Origin of the sequence: Variovorax paradoxus (assembly GCF_022009635.1) — a bacterium.
GTDB lineage: Bacteria > Pseudomonadota > Gammaproteobacteria > Burkholderiales > Burkholderiaceae_C > Variovorax.
Window position 1 is genome coordinate 6400431 of record NZ_CP091716.1, and the last position, 19617, is coordinate 6420047.

20 protein-coding genes are annotated in these 19617 nt (G+C 67.4%); 7 read left to right on the plus strand and 13 right to left on the minus strand.

The genetic code is table 11. The annotated features are described in order from the left end of the window. Positions 1-84: 84 nt before the first annotated feature. Genes L3V85_RS29885 through L3V85_RS29900 form a run of 4 tightly spaced genes read right to left on the minus strand, consistent with a single transcriptional unit; the run spans position 85 to position 4356 of the window. A complete protein-coding gene (locus L3V85_RS29885) occupies positions 85-1269 on the minus strand; it encodes an acetyl-CoA C-acyltransferase (RefSeq protein WP_081269637.1) in 1185 nt (394 codons plus the stop codon). Positions 1270-1328: 59 nt separating this feature from the next. Next, a complete protein-coding gene (aceK, locus tag L3V85_RS29890) occupies positions 1329-3149 on the minus strand; it encodes a bifunctional isocitrate dehydrogenase kinase/phosphatase (RefSeq protein WP_237676245.1) in 1821 nt (606 codons plus the stop codon). Between the two features lie 40 nt (positions 3150-3189). Beyond that, positions 3190-3930 carry a carbonate dehydratase gene (gene can / locus L3V85_RS29895; RefSeq protein WP_237676246.1) on the minus strand — a complete coding sequence of 247 codons (741 nt, stop codon included), beginning with the start codon at positions 3928-3930 and terminating at the stop codon, positions 3190-3192. A 30-nt stretch (positions 3931-3960) separates the two neighbouring features. After that, a complete protein-coding gene (locus L3V85_RS29900) occupies positions 3961-4356 on the minus strand; it encodes a MerR family transcriptional regulator (protein ID WP_237676247.1) in 396 nt (131 codons plus the stop codon). Positions 4357-4476: 120 nt separating this feature from the next. Here L3V85_RS29900 and L3V85_RS29905 point away from each other — a divergent pair, with 120 nt between their 5' ends. From L3V85_RS29905 to L3V85_RS29920, 4 genes are all read left to right on the plus strand, one after another. Then, complete coding sequence (locus tag L3V85_RS29905; protein WP_237676248.1) at positions 4477-5547, plus strand: MBL fold metallo-hydrolase; 1071 nt, start codon at positions 4477-4479, stop codon at positions 5545-5547. A gap of 29 nt (positions 5548-5576) precedes the next feature. Next, the gene (locus L3V85_RS29910) at positions 5577-6887 is read left to right on the plus strand and encodes a leucine-rich repeat-containing protein kinase family protein (RefSeq protein WP_237676249.1); all 1311 of its coding nucleotides are present in this window, start codon (positions 5577-5579) and stop codon (positions 6885-6887) included. Then, the gene (locus L3V85_RS29915) at positions 6884-7804 is read left to right on the plus strand and encodes a pseudouridine synthase (RefSeq protein WP_237676250.1); all 921 of its coding nucleotides are present in this window, start codon (positions 6884-6886) and stop codon (positions 7802-7804) included. Before L3V85_RS29910 ends, L3V85_RS29915 begins: the two co-directional genes overlap by 4 nt. A gap of 68 nt (positions 7805-7872) precedes the next feature. Next, positions 7873-8643: an SDR family oxidoreductase gene (locus L3V85_RS29920; protein ID WP_237676251.1), complete on the plus strand. Its 771-nt coding sequence runs from the start codon at positions 7873-7875 to the stop codon at positions 8641-8643. Between the two features lie 21 nt (positions 8644-8664). Here L3V85_RS29920 and L3V85_RS29925 read toward each other — a convergent pair whose 3' ends face one another. From L3V85_RS29925 to glyQ, 7 genes are read right to left on the minus strand one after another with little or no spacing between them, the layout of a single operon-like run. After that, on the minus strand, positions 8665-9645 hold the full coding sequence (locus tag L3V85_RS29925) for a M48 family metallopeptidase (RefSeq protein WP_237676252.1): 981 nt from the start codon (positions 9643-9645) through the stop codon (positions 8665-8667). A 17-nt stretch (positions 9646-9662) separates the two neighbouring features. Next, complete coding sequence (locus tag L3V85_RS29930) at positions 9663-10433, minus strand: lysophospholipid acyltransferase family protein (protein WP_237676253.1); 771 nt, start codon at positions 10431-10433, stop codon at positions 9663-9665. Further along, positions 10433-11011 (minus strand): D-glycero-beta-D-manno-heptose 1,7-bisphosphate 7-phosphatase, encoded by a 579-nt coding sequence (gene gmhB, locus L3V85_RS29935; protein ID WP_237676254.1) that lies wholly within the window; start codon positions 11009-11011, stop codon positions 10433-10435. The genes L3V85_RS29930 and gmhB overlap by 1 nt, the downstream gene beginning before the upstream one ends. Beyond that, on the minus strand, positions 11008-11562 hold the full coding sequence (locus L3V85_RS29940; protein WP_237676255.1) for a DUF6036 family nucleotidyltransferase: 555 nt from the start codon (positions 11560-11562) through the stop codon (positions 11008-11010). Before L3V85_RS29940 ends, gmhB begins: the two co-directional genes overlap by 4 nt. Continuing rightward, the gene (locus L3V85_RS29945) at positions 11531-11860 is read right to left on the minus strand and encodes a hypothetical protein (protein WP_237676256.1); all 330 of its coding nucleotides are present in this window, start codon (positions 11858-11860) and stop codon (positions 11531-11533) included. The genes L3V85_RS29940 and L3V85_RS29945 overlap by 32 nt, the downstream gene beginning before the upstream one ends. Before the next feature lie 25 nt (positions 11861-11885). After that, positions 11886-14018, minus strand: coding sequence for a glycine--tRNA ligase subunit beta (gene glyS / locus L3V85_RS29950; protein ID WP_237676257.1), 2133 nt, complete (start codon positions 14016-14018; stop codon positions 11886-11888). 15 nt (positions 14019-14033) lie between these two features. After that, positions 14034-14942, minus strand: coding sequence for a glycine--tRNA ligase subunit alpha (gene glyQ, locus L3V85_RS29955; RefSeq protein ID WP_042582889.1), 909 nt, complete (start codon positions 14940-14942; stop codon positions 14034-14036). Positions 14943-15124: 182 nt separating this feature from the next. On the opposite strand from glyQ, the gene L3V85_RS29960 reads away from it, so the two are divergent. Next, positions 15125-15937 carry a phosphatase PAP2 family protein gene (locus L3V85_RS29960; RefSeq protein WP_237676258.1) on the plus strand — a complete coding sequence of 271 codons (813 nt, stop codon included), beginning with the start codon at positions 15125-15127 and terminating at the stop codon, positions 15935-15937. Positions 15938-16024: 87 nt separating this feature from the next. On the opposite strand, the gene L3V85_RS29965 is transcribed toward L3V85_RS29960, so the two are convergent. Further along, the gene (locus tag L3V85_RS29965; protein WP_237676259.1) at positions 16025-17095 is read right to left on the minus strand and encodes an asparaginase; all 1071 of its coding nucleotides are present in this window, start codon (positions 17093-17095) and stop codon (positions 16025-16027) included. Positions 17096-17243: 148 nt separating this feature from the next. On the opposite strand from L3V85_RS29965, the gene L3V85_RS29970 reads away from it, so the two are divergent. Both L3V85_RS29970 and L3V85_RS29975 read left to right on the plus strand, forming a co-directional pair. After that, positions 17244-17936, plus strand: a complete 693-nt coding sequence (locus L3V85_RS29970) for a TetR family transcriptional regulator C-terminal domain-containing protein (RefSeq protein WP_295173901.1) — start codon at positions 17244-17246, stop codon at positions 17934-17936. Positions 17937-18089: 153 nt separating this feature from the next. Continuing rightward, a complete protein-coding gene (locus L3V85_RS29975; RefSeq protein WP_237676260.1) occupies positions 18090-19208 on the plus strand; it encodes a hypothetical protein in 1119 nt (372 codons plus the stop codon). Positions 19209-19231: 23 nt separating this feature from the next. Here L3V85_RS29975 and L3V85_RS29980 read toward each other — a convergent pair whose 3' ends face one another. Continuing rightward, positions 19232-19555, minus strand: a complete 324-nt coding sequence (locus tag L3V85_RS29980; RefSeq protein ID WP_237676261.1) for a hypothetical protein — start codon at positions 19553-19555, stop codon at positions 19232-19234. Positions 19556-19617 lie beyond the last annotated feature (62 nt).

Sequence of the window (19617 nt, forward strand, 5' to 3'; positions counted from 1 at the left end):
AATCTCCTGCTCTACGCATTTATTTGAATATCTGGATGAAAAAAAGCCGGGAGCGCCCGTTACCGGACGCTCCCAGCCCGGCTCTTATAGCAATTCGAGTGCCACGGCGGTACCCTCGCCGCCCCCGATGCACAGCGTGGCCACGCCGCGCTTCTTGCCGCGCGCCTTCAGCGCGTGGATGAGCGTGACCATGATGCGCGCGCCGCTGGCACCGATCGGGTGGCCCAGCGCGCAGGCGCCGCCGTGCACGTTGACGATTTCGTGCGACACGTCGAGCTCGTGCATCAGCGCCATCGGCACCACGGCGAAGGCTTCGTTCACTTCCCACAGGTCGACGTCCTTCACGGCCCAGCCGGTCTTCTTGAACAGCTTGGCGACGGCGCCGACCGGCGCCGTGGAGAACCACTCGGGCTGCTGCGCGTGCGTGGCATGGCCGACGATGCGGGCGATGGGCCGGGCGCCGATCTTCTTCGCGTGCGACTCGGTCATCATGACCAGCGCGGCGGCGCCGTCGTTGATGGACGAGCTCGACGCGGCGGTGATGGTGCCGTTCTCTTTCTTGAACGCGGGCTTGAGCGTGGGGATCTTGTCGAGCTTGACCTTGCCGGGGCCTTCGTCGACCGAGATCACCGTGTCGCCGCCGCGGCCCTTGACCGTGACGGGCACGATCTCGTCCTTGAACAGGCCGGTTTCGGTGGCCTTCTTGGCGCGTTCGACGCTGGCGATGGCGAAGGCGTCCTGCTGTTCGCGCGTGAACTTGTACTTGGCGGCGCAGTCCTCGCCGAAGGTGCCCATCGAGCGGCCCGGCTGGTAGGCGTCTTCCAGGCCGTCGAGCATCATGTGGTCGAAGATGCGGTCGTGGCCCATGCGGTAGCCGCCGCGGCCCTTGAGCATGAGGTAGGGCGCGTTGGTCATGCTTTCCATGCCGCCCGCCACGATCACGTCGTGCGTGCCGGCCAGCAGCAGGTCGTGCGACAGCATCGCGGCCTTCATGGCCGAGCCGCACATCTTGCTGAGCGTGACGGCGCCCGCGCTGTCGGGCAGGCCGCCCTTGTAGGCCGCCTGGCGCGCCGGCGCCTGGCCCTGGCCGGCCATCAGGCAGTTGCCGAACAGAACTTCGCCCACGCTGTCGGGCGCGATGCCGGCGCGCTCGACGGCGGCCTTGATGGCGGCGCCGCCCAGGTCGTGCGCGGAGAGCGACGAGAAGTCGCCCTGGAAGCTGCCCATGGGGGTGCGGGCAAGGCCGACGATGACGATGGATTCGGACATGGTGAGGTCTCCTTCAGGAATGATGCGAAAGCGAAAAAATCTGGGTGGCCGGTCGGGTCTCAGAAGTGCGTCGCGTGCCCTTCGTGCTGGAAGCGCTGCGACTCTTCGTAAGGGAACACATCGAGCATCTGCCCGGCCTGGATGCGTTCCTTGTGGTGCTGCCAGAAGGCGGCGTCGAGCAGGTCGGCGTGGTGGGCCATGAAGGCCTCGCGCACGTCCTTGTTGCCCAGCAGGAAGGGCTCGAAGGTCTCGGGGAACACGTCCTTCGGGCCGACCGAATACCAGACTTCGCCGCTCATCTCTTCTTCCTCGTTGCGCGGCGTGGGCACCTTGCGGAACTTGCAGTCGGTGACGTATTCGATCTCGTCGTAGTCGTAGAACACCACCTTGCCGCCGCGCGTGACGCCGAAGTTCTTCCACAGCATGTCGCCGGGAAAGATGTTGGCCGCGACCATGTCCTTGATGGCATTGCCGTACTCCACCACCGCATGCTCGAGCTGGTCCTTGGCGCGCCTGGCGTGGGCCGGGCTCTCGGGGTGGGCCAGGGTGTCGAAGGCTTCCTGCAGGTAAATGTTCAGCGGGATCATGCGGCGCTCGATGTAGACGTGCTTGACCACCAGCTCCATTTCCCCGTTGCCGTCGCGGTCGCCGATCTCGAGCTGGCTGGGCGCGAACTTGCGGATTTCCTCGATCAGCCCGGGCTCGAAGCGGTCGAGCGGAAAACCCACGTCGCTGTACTCCAGCGTGTCGGCCATGCGGCCCACGCGGTCGTGCTGTTTCACGAGCATGTACTTGCCCTTGATCTGCTCGCGCGTGGTGTCCTTCTGCGGCGGATAGAAGTCCTTGATGACCTTGAACACGAACGGAAACGACGGCAGGTCGAACACCAGCATCACCATGCCCTTGATGCCGGGCGCGATGCGGAAACGGTCGCTCGAGTAGTTCAGGTGCGAGAGGAAGTCGCGGTAGAACAGCGTCTTGCCCTGCTTGGCGAGGCCGAGCGCGTTGTAGATCTCGGCGCGCGGCTTGCGCGGCATGAGCGAGCGCAAAAATTGCACCCAAGCCGAGGGCACTTCCATGTCGACCATGAAGTACGCGCGCGCGAAGCTGAAGAGCATCTGCAGGTCGTCTTCGCCGAACAGGGCCGCGTCGATGTAGAACCTGCCGCGGCTGTCGTGCAGTATGGGCAGCGAGAACGGGATCTCGGCGAAGCCGTTCATGATCTTGCCGACCACGTACGCGCCCTTGTTGCGAAAGAACAGGCCCGACAGCACCTGCAGCTGGAAGTTGGCGCGCAGCTTGACCTGGTGGAAGCGGTTCAGGATGACGTGCGCCACGCGCTCCGCGTCGCGCCGCTTGTCGGCGAAGCTGCCGAGCAGCGAGAAGTCGTCGAGCATCTGCTCGACGGTGTCGGCCAGCGTGTCGGGCGACGGGTAGTAGGGGCGATAGGTGGGCGCGCCGCGCGGCTCGATGTACTCGGTGCTGATGGCCGGGCGCACGAAGATGAAGTCGTTCTGGAAGTACGCGCGGTGCAGGATCTTGGTGGTCACCGAGTTGAAGAAGCTCTCGGCCAGCTCGGGCTGGTGGTGGTCCACCAGCAGCCCGATGTAGTGCAGCTTGACCTGATGCCACACGTCCATGGGCTGATCGCCGGCCTTGAACTCTTTTTCGAGCCGGGCCACGGCCTCGCTCACGCGCAGGTCGTAGAACTCGATGCGCTCGCGCTGCGCCCGCTGCTGGCCGTGCCAGTCGGCGGTTTCGAAGCGGTGCTTGGCACGCGCCGACTCGGCCCGGAACAACCGGTAGTGCCGGTTGAAGCCGTCCATCATCGCCTTCGCGACGTCATAGGCCAGCGGCGAATCGAGACGCTGCGGGAACATGGCGGGACGGACGGGAAAAAGACGTCGGCGCTGCCGCCGCTCAGGTGCCGGCCGTGCCGCCCGCCTCGGGCTGCGGCGCTGCCGCGAGCGACTGCACCGATGCTGCGCCGGGCTTGCCCCACTTGTAGCGGATGCGCTGCACCGCGGCCTTGTAGACGCCCTCCAGCGGCTGGGTGCCGTCGACGCTCAGGCCGAGGTCCTGCAGCAGGCCGTCGTGCACGCCGAAGGTCCAGCCGTGGATCTTGACCTTCTGGCCGCGCGCCCAGGCATCGACCATGACGGTGCTGACGGCCACGTTGACCACCTGCTCGGCCACGTTGAGCTCGCACAGCGCGTCGACGCGCGCTTCCTCGTCGGGCAGGCTCTCGAGCATCACGTGGTGGCGGTCGCGCACGTCCTGGATGTGGCGGATCCAGTTGTCGGCCAGGCCGATGCGCTTGCCGCTGAGCGCGGCCTTGACGCCCGCGCAGCCATAGTGGCCCACCACCATGATGTGCTCGACCTTCAGGTGCTCGACCGCGAACTGGATCGCCGAGAGCGCGTTGAGGTCGGAGTGCACCACGATGTTGGCCACGTTGCGGTGCACGAACACTTCGCCAGGCTCCAGGCCGGTGATCTGGTTGGCGGGCACACGGCTGTCGGAACAGCCGATCCACATGTAACGCGGTGTCTGCTGCTTGACCAGGCTGGTGAAGAAACCGGGGCGGTCGCGCTCCATCTGGGCGGACCAGGCACGGTTGTGGGCGAAGAGGTCGTCGAGGGTGTCGGATTTTTCGGACATAGTCAGCTATTGTCGATGAGTCGTGTGTTTTCAGGCCTTGGCGGCCTTTTGCGCCCTGGCCAGCGTGGCGCGCCCCTTCTTCTCGTGCTCGCGGACTTCCGCGAGGTTGGCCTGCAGCTCGGCCAGCTGCGCCTCTAGCTGGGCCCGATGGCTGCCCAGCACGCCGAGAAATTTTTCCAGCTGCGGCACGGTGTCGCGCGGGCTGTCGTACATGTCGAGGATGTCCTTGGCCTCCGTCAGGCTCAGGCCCAGGCGCTTGGCGCGCAGCGTGAGCGTGAGCCGGGCGCGGTCGCGCGCGCTGTAGATGCGCTGCAGCCCGGCGCGCTCCGGCGTGAGCAGGCCCATGTCCTCGTAGAAGCGGATGGCCCGCGTCGTGAGGTCGAATTCCTTCGCGAGCTGGCTGATGGTGAAGGTTTGCGCAGGCATGACGACGGTGGTGGCAAAAGGAACGCCGGAAGGAAGGTTACCGGGGCGACAGCAGGTTTGCGCCGCGATCCATACAATGGTGCACCCATTCCATGACGTTTACGTAAACGTCAATCTTACATGAACCTCCTCGAACGCGAACTCCACTACCCCTTGGGCGATACGCTGCCCCAGCCCGGCGAAGCCATGGAAGTGGCGCCCGGCGTGCGCTGGATCCGCATGCGGCTGCCCTTCGCGCTCGACCACATCAACCTCTGGCTGCTGCGCGACACCATCGACGGCGTGGCCGGCTGGACGGTGGTCGACTGCTGCATCGCCCACGACGAGGCCCGCGCGCAATGGGAACAGATCTTCGAGACGCAGCTGCAGGGCCTGCCGATCCTGCGCGTCATCGTGACCCACATGCACCCCGACCACATCGGCCTGGCCCACTGGCTCTGCGAGCGCTGGAATGCGCCGCTGTGGATCAGCTCGACCGACTACCACGTGGCGCGCGTGCTCAGCACCGCCGGCGACACGCTGGCTGGCGGCGAGCAGGCGGCGCGCTTCTTCGCCTCGCACGGCCTGACGGACCCTGAATCCATCGCCAAGATCCGAGCGCGCACCAACTACTACGCGAACATGGTGCCCTCGGTGCCCGACAGCTTCGTGCGCATGCTCGACGGCGATATGGTGACCATCGACGGCCACGCATGGCGCTGCATCAGCGGCTACGGCCACGCGCCGGAGCACATCGCGCTGTACTGCGACGAACTCAAGCTGCTGCTGGGCGGCGACATGATGCTGCCGCGCATCTCCACCAACGTGAGCGTGCACGCGGGCGAGCCCGAAGCCAATTCGCTGCGCCTGTTTTTGGACAGCATCGACCGGTTCAAGGCGCTGCCCGCCGACACGCTGGGCCTGCCCTCGCACGGCAAGCCATTCACCGGCATCCACCGCCGCGTCGACCAGTTGCAGGAGCACCACCGCGACCGCCTGGCCGAACTGCTCGAGGCCTGCGTGGCGCGCCCGCTCACCGCGGCCGAAGGCCTGCCGATCCTGTTCAAGCGCGAACTCGACCTGCACCAGATGACCTTTGCCATGGGCGAGACCGTGGCCCACCTGCACCTGCTGTGGTTCTCGGGACAAGTCAAGCGCGAGCTGGGCAAGGACGGCATCTACCGCTTCGGCGCGAAGGCGGGCGCCGCCTGAGGAAATGGCCGGCGATTTAGACTCGCCGGATGAACGACGACACGCTGGCTGAGCTGCGCGCGGGCCGGCTGGCAGGCGCAAGAAGAATCGACCTCTCGTGCGGACTCAACGAGTTTCCGCGCGAGGTCTTCGAGCTTGCCGATTCGCTGGAAGTGCTGAACCTGTCGGGCAATGCGCTCGATGTCCTGCCCGACGACCTGCACCGGCTGCACAGGCTGCGCGTGCTCTTCTGCTCCGACAACCGCTTCACCGAACTGCCCGAAGCCATCGGTAGGTGCCAGGGCCTCGACATCGTGGGCTTCAAGGCCAACGCGATTCGCAGCGTGCCGGCCGCCGCGCTGCCGCCTTCGCTGCGCTGGCTGATCCTCACCGACAACCAGATCGAGGAACTCCCCGAAACGCTCGGCGCATGCACCCGCATGCAGAAGCTGATGCTGGCGGGCAACCGCCTGCGCGCGCTGCCGCCTTCGATGGCCGGGCTCGAGCGGCTCGAACTGCTGCGCATTTCGGCCAACCGCTTCGAGACGCTGCCCGCATGGTTGCCCACGCTGCCGCGCCTGTCGTGGCTCGCTTGCGCGGGCAACCCCTTCGACACGCAGGCCGAGGACGCCGCCATCGCCGCGAAGTCGGTGCCGCACGTCGACTGGCATGAACTGACGCTGGGCAAAAAACTCGGCGAAGGCGCGTCGGGCGTGATCCACCAGGCGACGCTCGGCGCATCGCAACAGGTGGCGGTCAAGCTCTTCAAGGGCGCGGTCACCAGCGACGGCTGGCCGCACAGCGAAATGGCCGCCTGCATCGGCGCCGGTGCGCACCCCACGTTGATCGCCGCGCAAAGCCGCATCGACGGACATCCCCAAGGCACCGAAGGCCTGGTGATGGGGCTGGTCGATCCCAGCTTCACCACGCTCGCCGGGCCGCCGAGCCTGGCCTCGTGCACGCGCGACGTCTATGGGGACGATGCCCGCTGGCCCGCTGCCGTCGCCTTGCGTATCGCGCGGGACATCGCCTCGGCCATGCAGCACCTGCATGCGCGCGGCATTCTTCACGGCGACCTGTATGCGCACAACATCCTGCGCAGCCCCGAAGGCGACGGCCGGCTCGGCGACTTCGGCGCCGCCTGGATGACCGGCGCGCTCGACGAGTCACAGGCACGTGCGTTCCAGGCACTGGAAATGCGCGCCTTCGGCTGCCTGCTGGAAGAACTGCTCGAGCGCTGCACCGACGCCGCGCCGGCATCGGTGGGCGCCTTCAAGGACCGCTGCCTGCAGCCCGTTCCCGCCGCGCGCCCGTCGTTCGCCGAAGCACTGGCGCTGCTACAGGAAGAACTGCCCGCATGACCCGCCGGCGCCCGCCGAAACTGCCGCTTCCCACGCGCGACGGCGTGGGCCCCAGTTGCGTGGGCCTGCCCTACGGCCCATGGCCGACCATCGCCGAATTCCTGATCGAGCGCTTTCCCGCCATCACGCGCGAGGCCTGGCTCGAGCGCATCGCGGCGAATGACGTGATCGACGAGCACCACGTGCCCGTGACGGCCGAGCGCCGCTACCAATCGCCGCTGCGCGTGTACTACTACCGCTCGCTCGACAACGAGGTGCACATTCCGTTCGAGGAACAGGTGGTGTTCCGGGACGACCAGTTGCTGGTGGTCGACAAGCCCCCGTTCCTGCCGGTCACGCCCACCGGCAAATACCTGCAGCAAAGCCTGCTGGTGCGGCTCAAGCGCAAGCTCGAGCTCGACGACCTGGTGCCGCTGCACCGCATCGACCGCAGCACCTCGGGGCTGGTGCTGTTCTCGGTGCGGCCTGAAACACGCGGCGCCTACCAGGCGATGTTCCCCGAGCGACGCATCGACAAGCACTACGAAGCGGTGGTGCCCTGGCAGGACGGCGTTTCGTCGGTGCCAGCCACCTACCGCAGCCGGCTGGTCGACGACGAGCATTTCATGCGCGTGCGCGAGGAGCCCGGCGAGCCCAACTCCGAGACGCACATCGAACTGCTGGCGGCTCAGGGCGGCCATGCGCTGCTCAAGCTCTCGCCAGTCACCGGCCGCAAGCACCAGCTGCGCGTGCACTGCCAGGCGCTGGGCATGCCGATCGTCAACGACCCGATCTACCCCGTGCTGCTGCCCGAGAACACCGACGACTTCGACAAGCCGCTGCAACTGCTGGCCAAGTCGGTGGCCTTCATCGATCCGATCACCGGCGAGCAGCGCCGCTTCACCAGCCCCCGGAGCCTGTCGCTGGCACCAAGGTGACGCGGCGCGGGCCCGGTGCGCACTAAGCTCGTTTCCTGAAAATCTTTCATTCAGGAGACAACCGCACCATGGACACCACCCAACTCTTCTCGCTGAAGGGCCGCACCGCGCTGATCACCGGCGGCTCGCGCGGCATCGGCCGCATGATCGCCGAGGGCTTCCTGGCCCAGGGCGCGCGCGTGTACATCTCGGCGCGCAAGGCCGCGGCCTGCGACCAGACGGCGAAGGAGCTTTCGGCCTTCGGCCACTGCGTGTCGCTGCCGGCGGACGTGTCGACGGTGGAAGGCGCGCAGAAGCTGGTCGAGGCCTATGCGAAGCACGAAGGCTCGCTCGACATCCTCGTGAACAACGCCGGCGCGGCCTGGGGCGCGCCCTACGCGGAGTTCCCGGAAAGCGGCTGGGACAAGGTGGTGGACCTGAACCTCAAGACGCCCTTCTTCCTGACCCAGGCGCTCACGCCGATGCTCAAGAAGGCCGCGACGGACCACCTCGCGAAGGTGATCAACATCGCCTCGATCGACGGCATTTCCGTCAACCCGCAGGAAACCTACTCGTACGCGGCCAGCAAGGCCGGCCTCATCCAGCTCACGCGACGCATGGCGCTGCGGCTGGCGCAGGAGCGCATCGTGGTGAGCGCGATCGCGCCCGGCGCCTTCGCCTCGGACATGAACAAGGATGCGCGCGACCACGGCGACGAGGTCAAGGGCCGCATTCCGGCCGGACGCATCGGCGTGCCGGAAGACATGGCCGGCGCGGCCATCTACCTGGCCTCGCGCGCGGGCGACTACGTGATGGGTTCGACGCTGGTGGTGGACGGCGGCGTCACGCACGCGCGTTGACGCCATTCCCCGGGCAAGGCCTCAGGACCAGCGGGGAACCGCTTCGTCCTTGAGCTGCCGGCGCAGCTGGTCGTAGTCGGGCACCACGCTCTCGACCGTTTCCCAGAAGCGGTGCGAATGGTCCATCACGCGCAGGTGGGCCAGTTCGTGCGCGACCACGTAGTCGATCACCGGCATGCGGAAATGAATCAGCCGCCAATTGAGCCGGATCGACCCGTCGGCGCTCGCGCTGCCCCAGCGCGTGGCGGCGTTCGACAGCGACAGTTTCTGCCAGCGCACGCCCAAGAGCGGCGCGAAGTGGTCGAGCCGCTCGATGAAGAGCTTGCGCGCCTGTCGCGTGAGCCAAGCCTGCGCAGCGTCGCGGATCTGCGAAGGCTCGGCGTTCTGCGCCACCGCCAGGCGCAGCACGCGCGGCCCGTCGCCTTCCTTGTCGTCGAGCGTGCCGCCGACACTGGCAAAGCCGTGCTTCGGGTCGAGCCGAATCACCACCGGCTCGCCCAGGAACGGAAACTCCGCGCCGTCGCGCCACTCGATGCGCGTGGCCTCGACGCGCGCATGGCGCTGCTGCGTCTCGGCCAGCTTGCGCAGGATCCAGTCTGACTTCTCGCGGATGGCTGCATCGACATCGCGCAGCGCCACCCAGCGCGGCGCGCGCACCGACAGGCCCTCGGCGCCGACGAGGAAGCCGATGGTCTTGCGGTTGCCGCGCTTGAATTCATAAGCCACCCGCGCCGAGCCGAGCACGATCTCGCGCGTGGCCTGCGGATGCGCGAAGCTGGCGAGCGTCAGGGTGTCGGCCAGTGGCACGGCCGGGGGCGCAGGCACCAGGTCGCGCGGCGCCACGAACGCAGGCGGCGCGGCGGGAACGACGGGCGTAGGCGCGGCCACGGGGCCGGCGGGCTTCTTCGCTCGGCGCGGCGGCTTGGGTGCCGGCGCGCGGGGGGCGAACTCGCTCCCCAGTCCCTCGAACAGGTCCAGCGTGAACCGCAGCAAGCCCCCCATGGCGGGTTCTCTTTCGTTCAGCTCGTCGCTTCTTGCTGCAGCTGCGGCGGGCTGTCGCGATAGGCCTCGGGGTCGAGGCGGCGCATCTCGGCCTCGATCCAGGCTTCGACTTCGCGCATCAGCTCGTCGGGCTTGCGGCCGACGCTCGAGATGGCCGGGCCGATGGACACGTCGACCACGCCCGGACGCTTGATGAAGGCCTTGCGCGGCCACACCTTGGCCGAGGTGACGGCGATGGGAATCACCGGCACGCCGGTCTCGCAGGCCAGGCGCGTGCCGCCGCTCTTGTAGGTGCCCTTCTGGCCGCGCGGAATGCGCGTGCCTTCGGGGAACATGATGATCCAGATGCCCTGCGCCAGCAGCTTGCGGCCCTGGTTCACCACCTTGTTGAAAGCCTGCGCGCGCTGGCTGCGGTCGATGTGGATCATGTCCAGCCGCGCCATCGCCCAGCCGAAGAACGGGATGTAGATCAGCTCTTTCTTGAACACGTAGGCCAGCGGATGCGGCATCAGCGTGGGCATCAGGAAGGTCTCGAGCGTGGACTGGTGCTTGACCAGCAGGATCGCGCCGGCGAGCTTGTCGGTCGGCAGGTTCTCCATGCCGGTCACGCGCGTCTTGATGCCCAGCAGCACGCGCGCGCCGCCAATGGCCCAGCCGAGCCAGCGCTCCGCCATCCAGTAGAGCGGAATGCCGCGCTTCCAGAGCGAGCTGACGCACATGATGATGCCCCAGGGAATCACGGTGACGAGCATCCACAGCGCGTGGAGAACGGAACGGAAAAACGCCATCAGACAGTCACCTGCAACGCGGCCCGCGCTTCGCGCGCGAGCAGAAAATCGACAAAGGCGGCGAGGTCGGTGTGGACCACCGTGTTCGCCGGGTATTCGGAAGGCAGCGGATCGACGCCGCGGCAGGCCGCGCCCATGCCCGTGAGCAGAAGGTGCGGCTCGCAGCCGGCGGCCGCGCCGGCCTGGAGATCGCGCAGGCTGTCGCCCGCGGTCGGGATGCCCTTCAGATCGATGCCGTAGCGGTCGCCGATCTGCAGGAAAAGACCCGGTTTCGGCTTGCGGCAGTCGCAGTCTTCGTCGGGGCTGTGCGGGCAATAGAACACCGCGTCGATCCTGCCGCCCACCGCCGCGAGCATCTTGTGCATCTTGGCGTGCATGGCATTGAGCGAGGCCATGTCGAACAGCCCCCGGCCCAGGCCCGACTGGTTCGACGCGATCACCACGTGCCAGCCCGCATGGTTGAGCCGCGCCACGGCCTCCAGCGCGCCGGGCAGCGGCGTCCACTCGATGTCGCTCTTGACGAAGTCTTCGCGGTGCACGTTGATCGTGCCGTTGCGGTCGAGGATGACGAGTTTCATGAATGCACTCCCGCTTCGATGCGACGCCGTTCGATCCAGTCGCCAATTTGCGCCACCGGGTATTTCGCCGCATCCAGCAACGCGGCGCGCTCGCGCAAGACCACCGGCGACACCAGCTCGAGCCTGAGCAACTCGCGCACGAAATCGGCGTCTTTCTCGCGTCCCGCCACGCACTTGGACAACGTCAGGTCGTGCAGCTCCGGACACACCACCGTCAGCTCACCGACATAGTGAAGGCTGGCGCGCTGCATCCAGTCGACCGGCATCACCGCCGTTTCCGGGCCCACGCCGTCCGCGTGATAGCCGAAGGTGTCGTCGAAGCTCGACAACGCGCCGATGGCGCCGTCGATCAGGTCCGACTTCTCGGGATGCAGCGCCGGATAGAGATCGAGTTCGCGCGAAACCAGCAGGCTCTGCGGCGCATCCGGCAACAGGAAGAGCAGCGCCTGGCTGCCGATCACGACAAACGACTGCTCCTGCGCAATCGCCGCCGCCGCGCGCAGCACATGTTCCGCTTCGCTACGCTGCATGTGCGCCTTGCCGCGCCGCACGCAGGAGTTCGCCGCGTTCGCGCTGCGTCATGAGGACGCCGACGGGAGAAACATTGCGCAGCGCCACGGCGTGGTCGTCGGTGCCGCAAGCAGCGGCCTCGATGGCATCGACACCCGCCGCCAGCATGGCCCGCCACTCGTTCCAGTAGGCGTCGGACCGGGTCGCTCCGGCCTGCGCCTGCCATCGTTCGAGCGTTGCCGAAACATCCGCGATCCGCCCCGGATCGGCGCGCAGTCGCGATACCGCCAGGCGGTGCGCCTGGAGCAGGAAATCGTCGATCTGTTGTTGCCGGTTCATGGGGCGAATTATCGAGCGCGGGAACTCAGACAGCCAGCCGCTCGAGCTGCGCCACCCGGTTCATCGCGGCGTGCAGCGACATCAGCAGGCCCAGCCGGTTCAACCGCAGGTCGGCCTGTTCGGCGTTGACCATCACGCCGTCGAAGAAGGCGTCGACCGGCTCGCGCAGCGCGGCCAGCGTCTGCAGCGAGGCGGTGTAGTCGCCGGCTTCGAACTGCGCGTTGGCGGCGGGCACGACCTGCGCCATGGCCGCGTGAAGCGCCTTCTCAGCGGGCTCCTGCAGCAGCAGTTCGCTGACGTGCGCGTCGGCCTCGGGGGCCTTCTTGAGGATGTTGCCGATGCGCTTGTTCGCGGCGGCCAGGGCGGCGGCGGCGGGCAAGGCGGCAAAGGCGCGCACCGCGGCCAGCAGCTTGGGCACTTCGCCAAGGCGCTGCGGGCGCGGTGCCAGCACGGCATCGACCTCTTGCGCGCTGGCGCCCTGCTCGCGCAGGCTGCCGGCAAGGCGATCGAGGATGAAGTCCTGCAGCTCGACCGTGGCCTTGCTGCTCTCGAAGCCGGGAATATCCTTGAACTGCGCGGCGGCGTCCTGCAACAGGGCATCGAGCCCCAGCGGCAGGTCTTTTTCGATCAGCATGCGGATCACGCCGAGCGCATGGCGGCGCAGCGCGAACGGGTCGCGGTCGCCGGTGGGCAGGTTGCCGATGCCGAACATGCCGACCAGCGTTTCCAGCTTGTCGGCCAGCGCGACCACCAGGCCCACGCTGTTGCGCGGCAGCTCGTCGCCGGCAAAGCGCGGCTTGTAGTGGTCTTCGATGGCGTCGGCCACCGCCACATCGAGCCCGTCATGCAGCGCGTAATAGCGGCCCATGGTGCCCTGCAGCTCGGGGAACTCGCCGACCATGTCCGTCACGAGGTCGGCCTTGGCCAGTTGCGCGGCCTGGGTGGCTTGCGCGGCCAGCGCCGAATCGCCCAGCTTTTGCGCGATGCCGCGCGCGATGCGCATCACGCGCTCCACGCGCTCGCCCTGCGTGCCCAGCTTGTTGTGATAGACCACCTTGCCCAGCGATTCGACGCGCGAGGCCAGCGATTTCTTGCGGTCCTGGTCGAAGAAGAACTTGGCGTCGGCCAGGCGCGGGCGCACCACGCGCTCGTTGCCTTCGATCACCGCGCTCGCGTCGGCGGGGCTGATGTTGCTGACGACCAGGAACTTGTTGGTGAGCTTGCTCGATGCGTCGAGCAGCGGGAAGTACTTCTGGTTGGCCTTCATCGTGAGGATCAGGCATTCCTGCGGCACTTCGAGGAACTCGCGCTCGAAGCTGCAGACCAGCACGTTGGGGCGCTCGACCAGCGCGGTCACTTCGTCGAGCAGCGCGTCGTCGTGGATGGGCACCGAGCCGCCGCCGACCTTCACTGCCGCGGCGGCCAGCTGGCGCGCGATTTCGGCGCGGCGGGCCTCGAAGCCGGCAATGACGGCGCCTTCTTCCTGCAGCTGCAGCGCGTAGCTGTCGGCGTTGCGCAGCACGACCGGATCGACCGCCGCCTCGAAGCGGTGGCCGTGGGTGTCGCGGCCGGCCTTCAGGCCCAGCGCCTCGATGGGCACCACGGTGTCGCCGTGCAGCGCCACCAGGCCGTGCGCCGGGCGCACGAAGCTCACGCTGCTCCAGCCCGGCAGCTCGCAGCCGCTTTCGAGCTGGTAGCTCATGACCTTGGGAATCGGCAGCTTGGCGATGGCCTCGGCCAGCGCCTTCTGCAGGCCTTCGGCCAGCGTGGCGCCCTTGGCGGTGCTTTCGTAGAACAGGGCTTCGGCCTTGCCGTCCATCGCGCGCTTGAGACCGGGCACGGCCGAGGCGTCGGCGCCCAGCGCACCCAGGCGCTTGAGCAGCGCGGGCGTGGGCTGGCCGGAGGCGTCGAGGCCCACGGCCACGGGCATGAGCTTTTGCGACACGGCCTTGTCGGCGGCGCGCTCCGCCACGTGCGTGAGGTGCGCGGCCAGGCGGCGCGGCGAGGCGTACGGCGTGAGCACCGAGCCGGCATCGGCCAGGCCTTGCGCCACCAGTTGGTCGCGCAGCACGCCCGCAAAGGCGTCGCCGAGCTTTTTCAGCGCCTTGGGCGGCAGTTCTTCGACAAACAGTTCAACCAGCAGGGGATTCTTCGTCATGGGAGTCGTCATGGCTCAGGCCGCCTTCTTCGGTGGCATTTGCGCGACCCATTCGCGCGGGGCCATCGGAAAGCCGAGCCGCTCGCGGCTGTCGTAGTAGCTCTGCGCGACGCTGCGCGCGAGATTGCGGATGCGGCCGATGTAGGCCGCGCGTTCGGTCACGCTGATCGCGCCGCGCGCGTCGAGCAGGTTGAAGCTGTGCGCGGCTTTCAGCACCTGCTCGTAGGCCGGCAGCGCGAGCTGCTCGGTCATGAGGTGCTTGGCCTGCTTTTCGTGCGCGTTGAAGGCGGTGAAGAGGAACTCGGCGTCGCTGTGCTCGAAGTTGTAGGTCGACTGCTCGACCTCGTTCTGCTTGTAGACGTCGCCGTAGCTCAGGCCCTCGGTCCAGGTCAGGTTGTAGACGTTGTCCACGCCCTGCAGGTACATGGCCAGGCGCTCCAGGCCGTAGGTGATTTCGCCGGTGATCGGCTTGCAATCGATGCCGCCGACCTGCTGGAAATAGGTGAATTGCGTCACTTCCATGCCGTTGAGCCAGACTTCCCAGCCCAGGCCCCAGGCGCCGAGCGTGGGGTTTTCCCAATCGTCCTCGACGAAGCGGATGTCGTTCTTCTTCAGGTCGAACCCCAGGGCCTCGAGGCTGCCGAGGTAGAGCTCGAGGATGTTGGAGGGCGCGGGCTTCAGCACGACCTGGTATTGGTAGTAGTGCTGCAGGCGGTTGGGGTTCTCGCCGTAGCGGCCGTCCTTGGGGCGGCGGCTGGGCTGCACATAGGCGGCTTTCCAGGGTTCCGGGCCGAGGGCGCGCAGGAAGGTGGCGGTGTGCGAGGTGCCCGCGCCCACTTCCATGTCGTACGGTTGCAGCAGCGCACAGCCCTTGTCGGCCCAGTACGACTGCAGTTTGAGAATGATTTGTTGGAAGGTCAGCATGGCTCTGCGTGAAGGCGGCCGCCCGGTGGGAAGAAAGACCCCGCGGCGCAACGAACCGGCTATTTTACGAGGCAGCGGGCAGTCAGGAACGGCCCGCTATGCTCGTCCTCCCCTTTGACCCGAGACCCGACATTCAGTGATCCGCCCGCACCTGCCATCCGACTCTTCCGCCGCGCCCGCCCATGCCCGTTGATCACGCCGCATTGACCGCCCTGGGCGAACGCATCGGTGCCAATGCCTGGCCCGGTTTTCTGTTTTTATTGCTGGCGCTGGCATTGGTGGCCGGCGTCGCGGCCTGGGGCTTCGAGCACCTGCGCCGCCGGCATGCGGCCCAGCCCGACCCGGGCGCCCGCCTCCTGTTCGGCGGGCTGGCGGTCGGCCTCGTGGCGGTGATCGTGCTGGCCTGGGGCTTTGCCGAGGTGGCGTCCGAGCTGGGCGACGGCCGCCCCATGGGCCTGCTGGACGAGGCGATCAGCCACGCGATGGGCGCGCAGACCCCGCCGGGCGTGCGCCATGTGTTCTCCTGGCTGACCCCTTTCGGCGACGCGGCCTTCATGGGGCTGCTGGGCCTGGCGGTCGCGGCCCTGCTGTGGCTGCGCGGCCACCGCGGCTTCGCGGTCGGTTGGCTGGCGGCGATCGCCGGCAACGCGGTGCTGAACGAGACGCTCAAGCACATCTTCGAGCGCGCGAGGCCGGTGCACGACTTCGGCATCGCGCAGGTCTCGGGCTATTCGTTTCCGAGCGGCCACAGCTCGGGCTCGATGGTGCTCTACGGCATGCTGGGCTACCTGGGGCTGCGCATGCTGCCGCCGCGCTGGCGGGTGCCGTCGGTGATGGCCGCCACGGTGGTGGTGGTCACGGTGGCGTGCAGCCGCCTCTTCCTGCGGGCGCACTACCCGAGCGACGTGCTCGCGGGGCTGTGCTCGGGCGGCGCGTGGCTGGCGATCTGCATCGCGAGCATCGAATACGCGCGGCACCATCGCGGCACGCGCTGACCGGCGCTTCTTCCAGCAAAAAGGCCGCAGTGGAATTCACCACTGCGGCCTTTTTGCATTCAGGGCACCGGGGCGCCCATCGGAAGATCAGTACTCCCAGAAGATACGCTGGAGTTCCTTGGTGTCGCTGGTCTTGGTCAGGGCGACCATCGCCAGGATGCGCGCCTTCTGCGGACGCAGGTCGTGCGCCACCACCCAGTCGTACTTGTCATCGGGCTGCTCTGCGTTGCGGATCACGAAGCCGTCGGGCACGCGCGAGCTGCGGATCACGATCACGCCGTCGGCGCGCGCCTTCTGCAGGTTCGGCACGATGCGGTCGGCCACCGAGCCGTTGCCGGTGCCGCCGTGGATCAGCGCCTTGGCGCCGCTCTTGGCAATGGCGTCGATGGCGATGGACGACACGCCCTCGTAGCCCATCGCGATCTCGACCGGCGGCAGCGCGTTGATGCTGTCGATGTTGAACTCCGAGTTCATGGTGTGGCGCTTGACCGGCGCACGGAACCAGTAGTTCTTGCCCTCGACGATCATGCCCAGCGGGCCCCACTGGCTGGAGAAGGCGTTGGTCTTGATGTTGACGTTCTTGCTCACGTCGCGGCCGCTGTCGATGTTGTCGTTCATCGTCACCAGCACGCCCTTGCCCATGGCGTCCTTGCTGCCCGCCACGTTCACGGCGTCGTACAGGTTGAGCGCGCCGTCGGCCGACAGCGCGGTGCCCGGGCGCATCGAGCCGACCACCACGATCGGCTTGCTGGTGTGCACGGTGAGCGTCAGGAAGTAGGCGGTTTCCTCGAGCGTGTCGGTGCCGTGGGTGATGACGATGCCGTCCACGTCCGACTGCTTCGACAGCGCCGACACGCGCTTGGCCAGCGTCAGCAGGTTGTCGTTGGTGAGGCTCTCCGATGCGACCTGGAACACCTGTTCGCCGCGCACGTTGGCCACCTTGGAGAGCTCCGGCAGGCCTGCGATGAGCTTCTCGACGCCGACCTTGGCGGCTGCGTAGGTGGCGCTGTTGACGGCCGATGCACCGGCACCCGCAATGGTGCCGCCGGTGGCCAGGATCACCACATTGGGGAGCGCCTGCTGTGCCTGCGCGAATGCACTGGCCGCCATCAACGCCGCGCCGGCCGCGAAGGCCCTGAAACGGGGGGAAAGATACATGGAGATCTCCTTGGTTGAAATGAATTATTCGAAGCGGCGAGGAAGATACATGAACCATGCCCGCATGCCCTGCGCGCTCATGCCGGCATGGCATACGGCCATGCGCGAAGGATTACCATCGACCGCGCGCACCGCCGCCACCCTTGCCATGAACGCCGAATCCGCCGCCACCCTCCCCGTCCCGACCGCCGCGAACGCCGCCCAGGAAATGCCCGCGCCCGACGGCCCGCTGTCGCGCGCGCGCCCGGGCCGCGAACGCATCATGGCGGCCATCCGAACGGCCGCGGTCACGGAGTTCAGCCTGCACGGGCTCAAGGGCACGTCCACCCAGGCCATCGCGGCGCGCGCGGGCCTGACCAAGCCCCAGCTGCACTACTACATCGTGGGCAAGGAAGAGCTCTACGAAGAGCTGCTGATGCAGGTGCTGCATGCGTGGAAGGTGGTGTTCTCCTTCGAGGACGCGAGCGACCCTGCCACCGTGCTGGGCGACTACATCCGCAAGAAGCTGGACCACGCGATCGACAGCCCCGAGATGTCGCGCATCTTCACGCGCGAGATTCTCGACGGCGGGCGCAACCTCGACCGCTACTGGCCCAACGCACGTGCGTGGACGCAGAAGAAGGTCGACATCATCAACGGCTGGATCGCGCGCGGGCAGATGCGCCCGCTCGATGCGCGCATTTTGCTGATGCACATCTGGGCCATGACCCAGAGCTACGCCGACTACGCGATCCAGACGCGCGTGATGCTCGGCCTGCCGCCCGACGCGCCGATCGAGCGCGAACCGATCGCGCGCGAGCTCGTGACCTTCGTGTTGGGCGGCTGCGGCATCAAGGCCTAGCCTTTCTTCTTACCTTTCCTGCACGGGCCGTGCGCCCGCCGGCATTCAGTGACTTAAGGCACTGGCGGCCAGGCGCGTGCGCACCTACCTTCGCTGCCTTCGCCGGCGGGCTGTTCCGCCGAAGCGAATCACGAAAACAGGAGATCGAGGATCATGAAGACGAGGTTGTTTCTTGCCGCGCTCGCAACGGCGGCACTGGTGGCTTGCGGAGGAGGAGGCGGCGGCGACGCAGGCAGCTTCCTTCCCGTCGGCGGCCAGCCCATCGGCGTGGCGCCGTCGCCATCGCCCTCCCCCGGGCCCGAACCTCAGCCCGAGAACCCCGCCCCGGCGCCCGCGCCCACGCCGGTCAGCGCCAGCTACAAGTACCTGAGCTTCGCGCAGGACCGCGACCCGGACGTCGACACCGCCACGAAGCGCTTCGACGACTACATCGCCCTGCTGAACCGCGAAGGCGCGGCGGGCTATCGTTACCTGGAGGGCGAGGCCGGAGGCTCCATCTCGCGGCTGCAGGACAGCTTCATGATGGTCAAGGACACCGACGCCACCTACCAGTACGAGTACAAGCGCCTGACCTACGACATCATGCAGAGCACCGCGATCCAGGCGCTGCTTCAGCAGGCGAAGGACCAGGGCGCACAGGGGATGGTGCTGCTGAAGCTCCTGGCGCCCATCGACCTCAACGGCAACCTCGACCCCGAGTTCGCGGTGCTCTACCGCAAGGAGATCGGCTCGCCGCGCACCTATGACGTGACGGCCGAGCTCTACGCGGAGAACTCCTCCGACTACGTGAACCGCGCGAACTCGCAAGGCGCGAACGGCTACCGACCCTGGGCCACGCCCTTCCTGGTCAACCAGGGCAACTATCAGTTCTTCCTGAAGGACCTGAGCAGCGCCGCGCGCTACGACGTGAAGGCGGTGATCAGCCCGCTGAGCGTGGTCGGCGGCACCACGGACGACCTCAAGGCGCAGATCCGCGAACAGGGCTCGCAGGGCTACCGGCTGCTGAAGAACCGCTTCCTGGAAGACGGCAAGAATTTCTACTTCTACGTGAAGGACACGACGCAGTCGAGCACGTTCGAGTACGAGTTCCTCGACAACCCCGATCCGCTGTTCGGACTGCAGGAAGCCAATGCGGTGCAGGCGAACGCGCAGACGGCCAACGGCCTGCGTTACTTCGGCCTCCCCGACTCCCCGGTGTTCTTCAGGTCCCTGGCCTGCACGGGCCCGCTGTGCCTGTCGCCGGACCAGACCGAGACCAGCAACAAGAACTGAGCGCGCACCAAGCCAGGCGCGGCCTACAACCCGTGCACCACCCAGGTCTCGCCTGGCGCCGTCGGCAGGCGCACCGTGCTTTCGCCGACGTGATCGAAGCGGTATTCACGCCCGCCGATGACGACCGACCTCATGTTCGTCCACACCCGGTAGTCATAGCCATCGGGCGCGGGCGTGACCTCGAGCACGCGAAACACCGGCGGCACGGTCACGGCGATGCGCACCCGGGCCGAGGCGCTGCCGCTGCCGGCCGTGGATTCGGCGCCGCACAAGATCGGTGCAAGAAGCAGCACCGCCACCGCGCTTCCAAGGCCGCGGCGGCCGGATTGAAGCCAACTTCCTGTCATAACGCCCGATCCGCAAGAACATGAGTCGCGGGCGCCGCCACGGCGCCAGCCTCCGGATATCG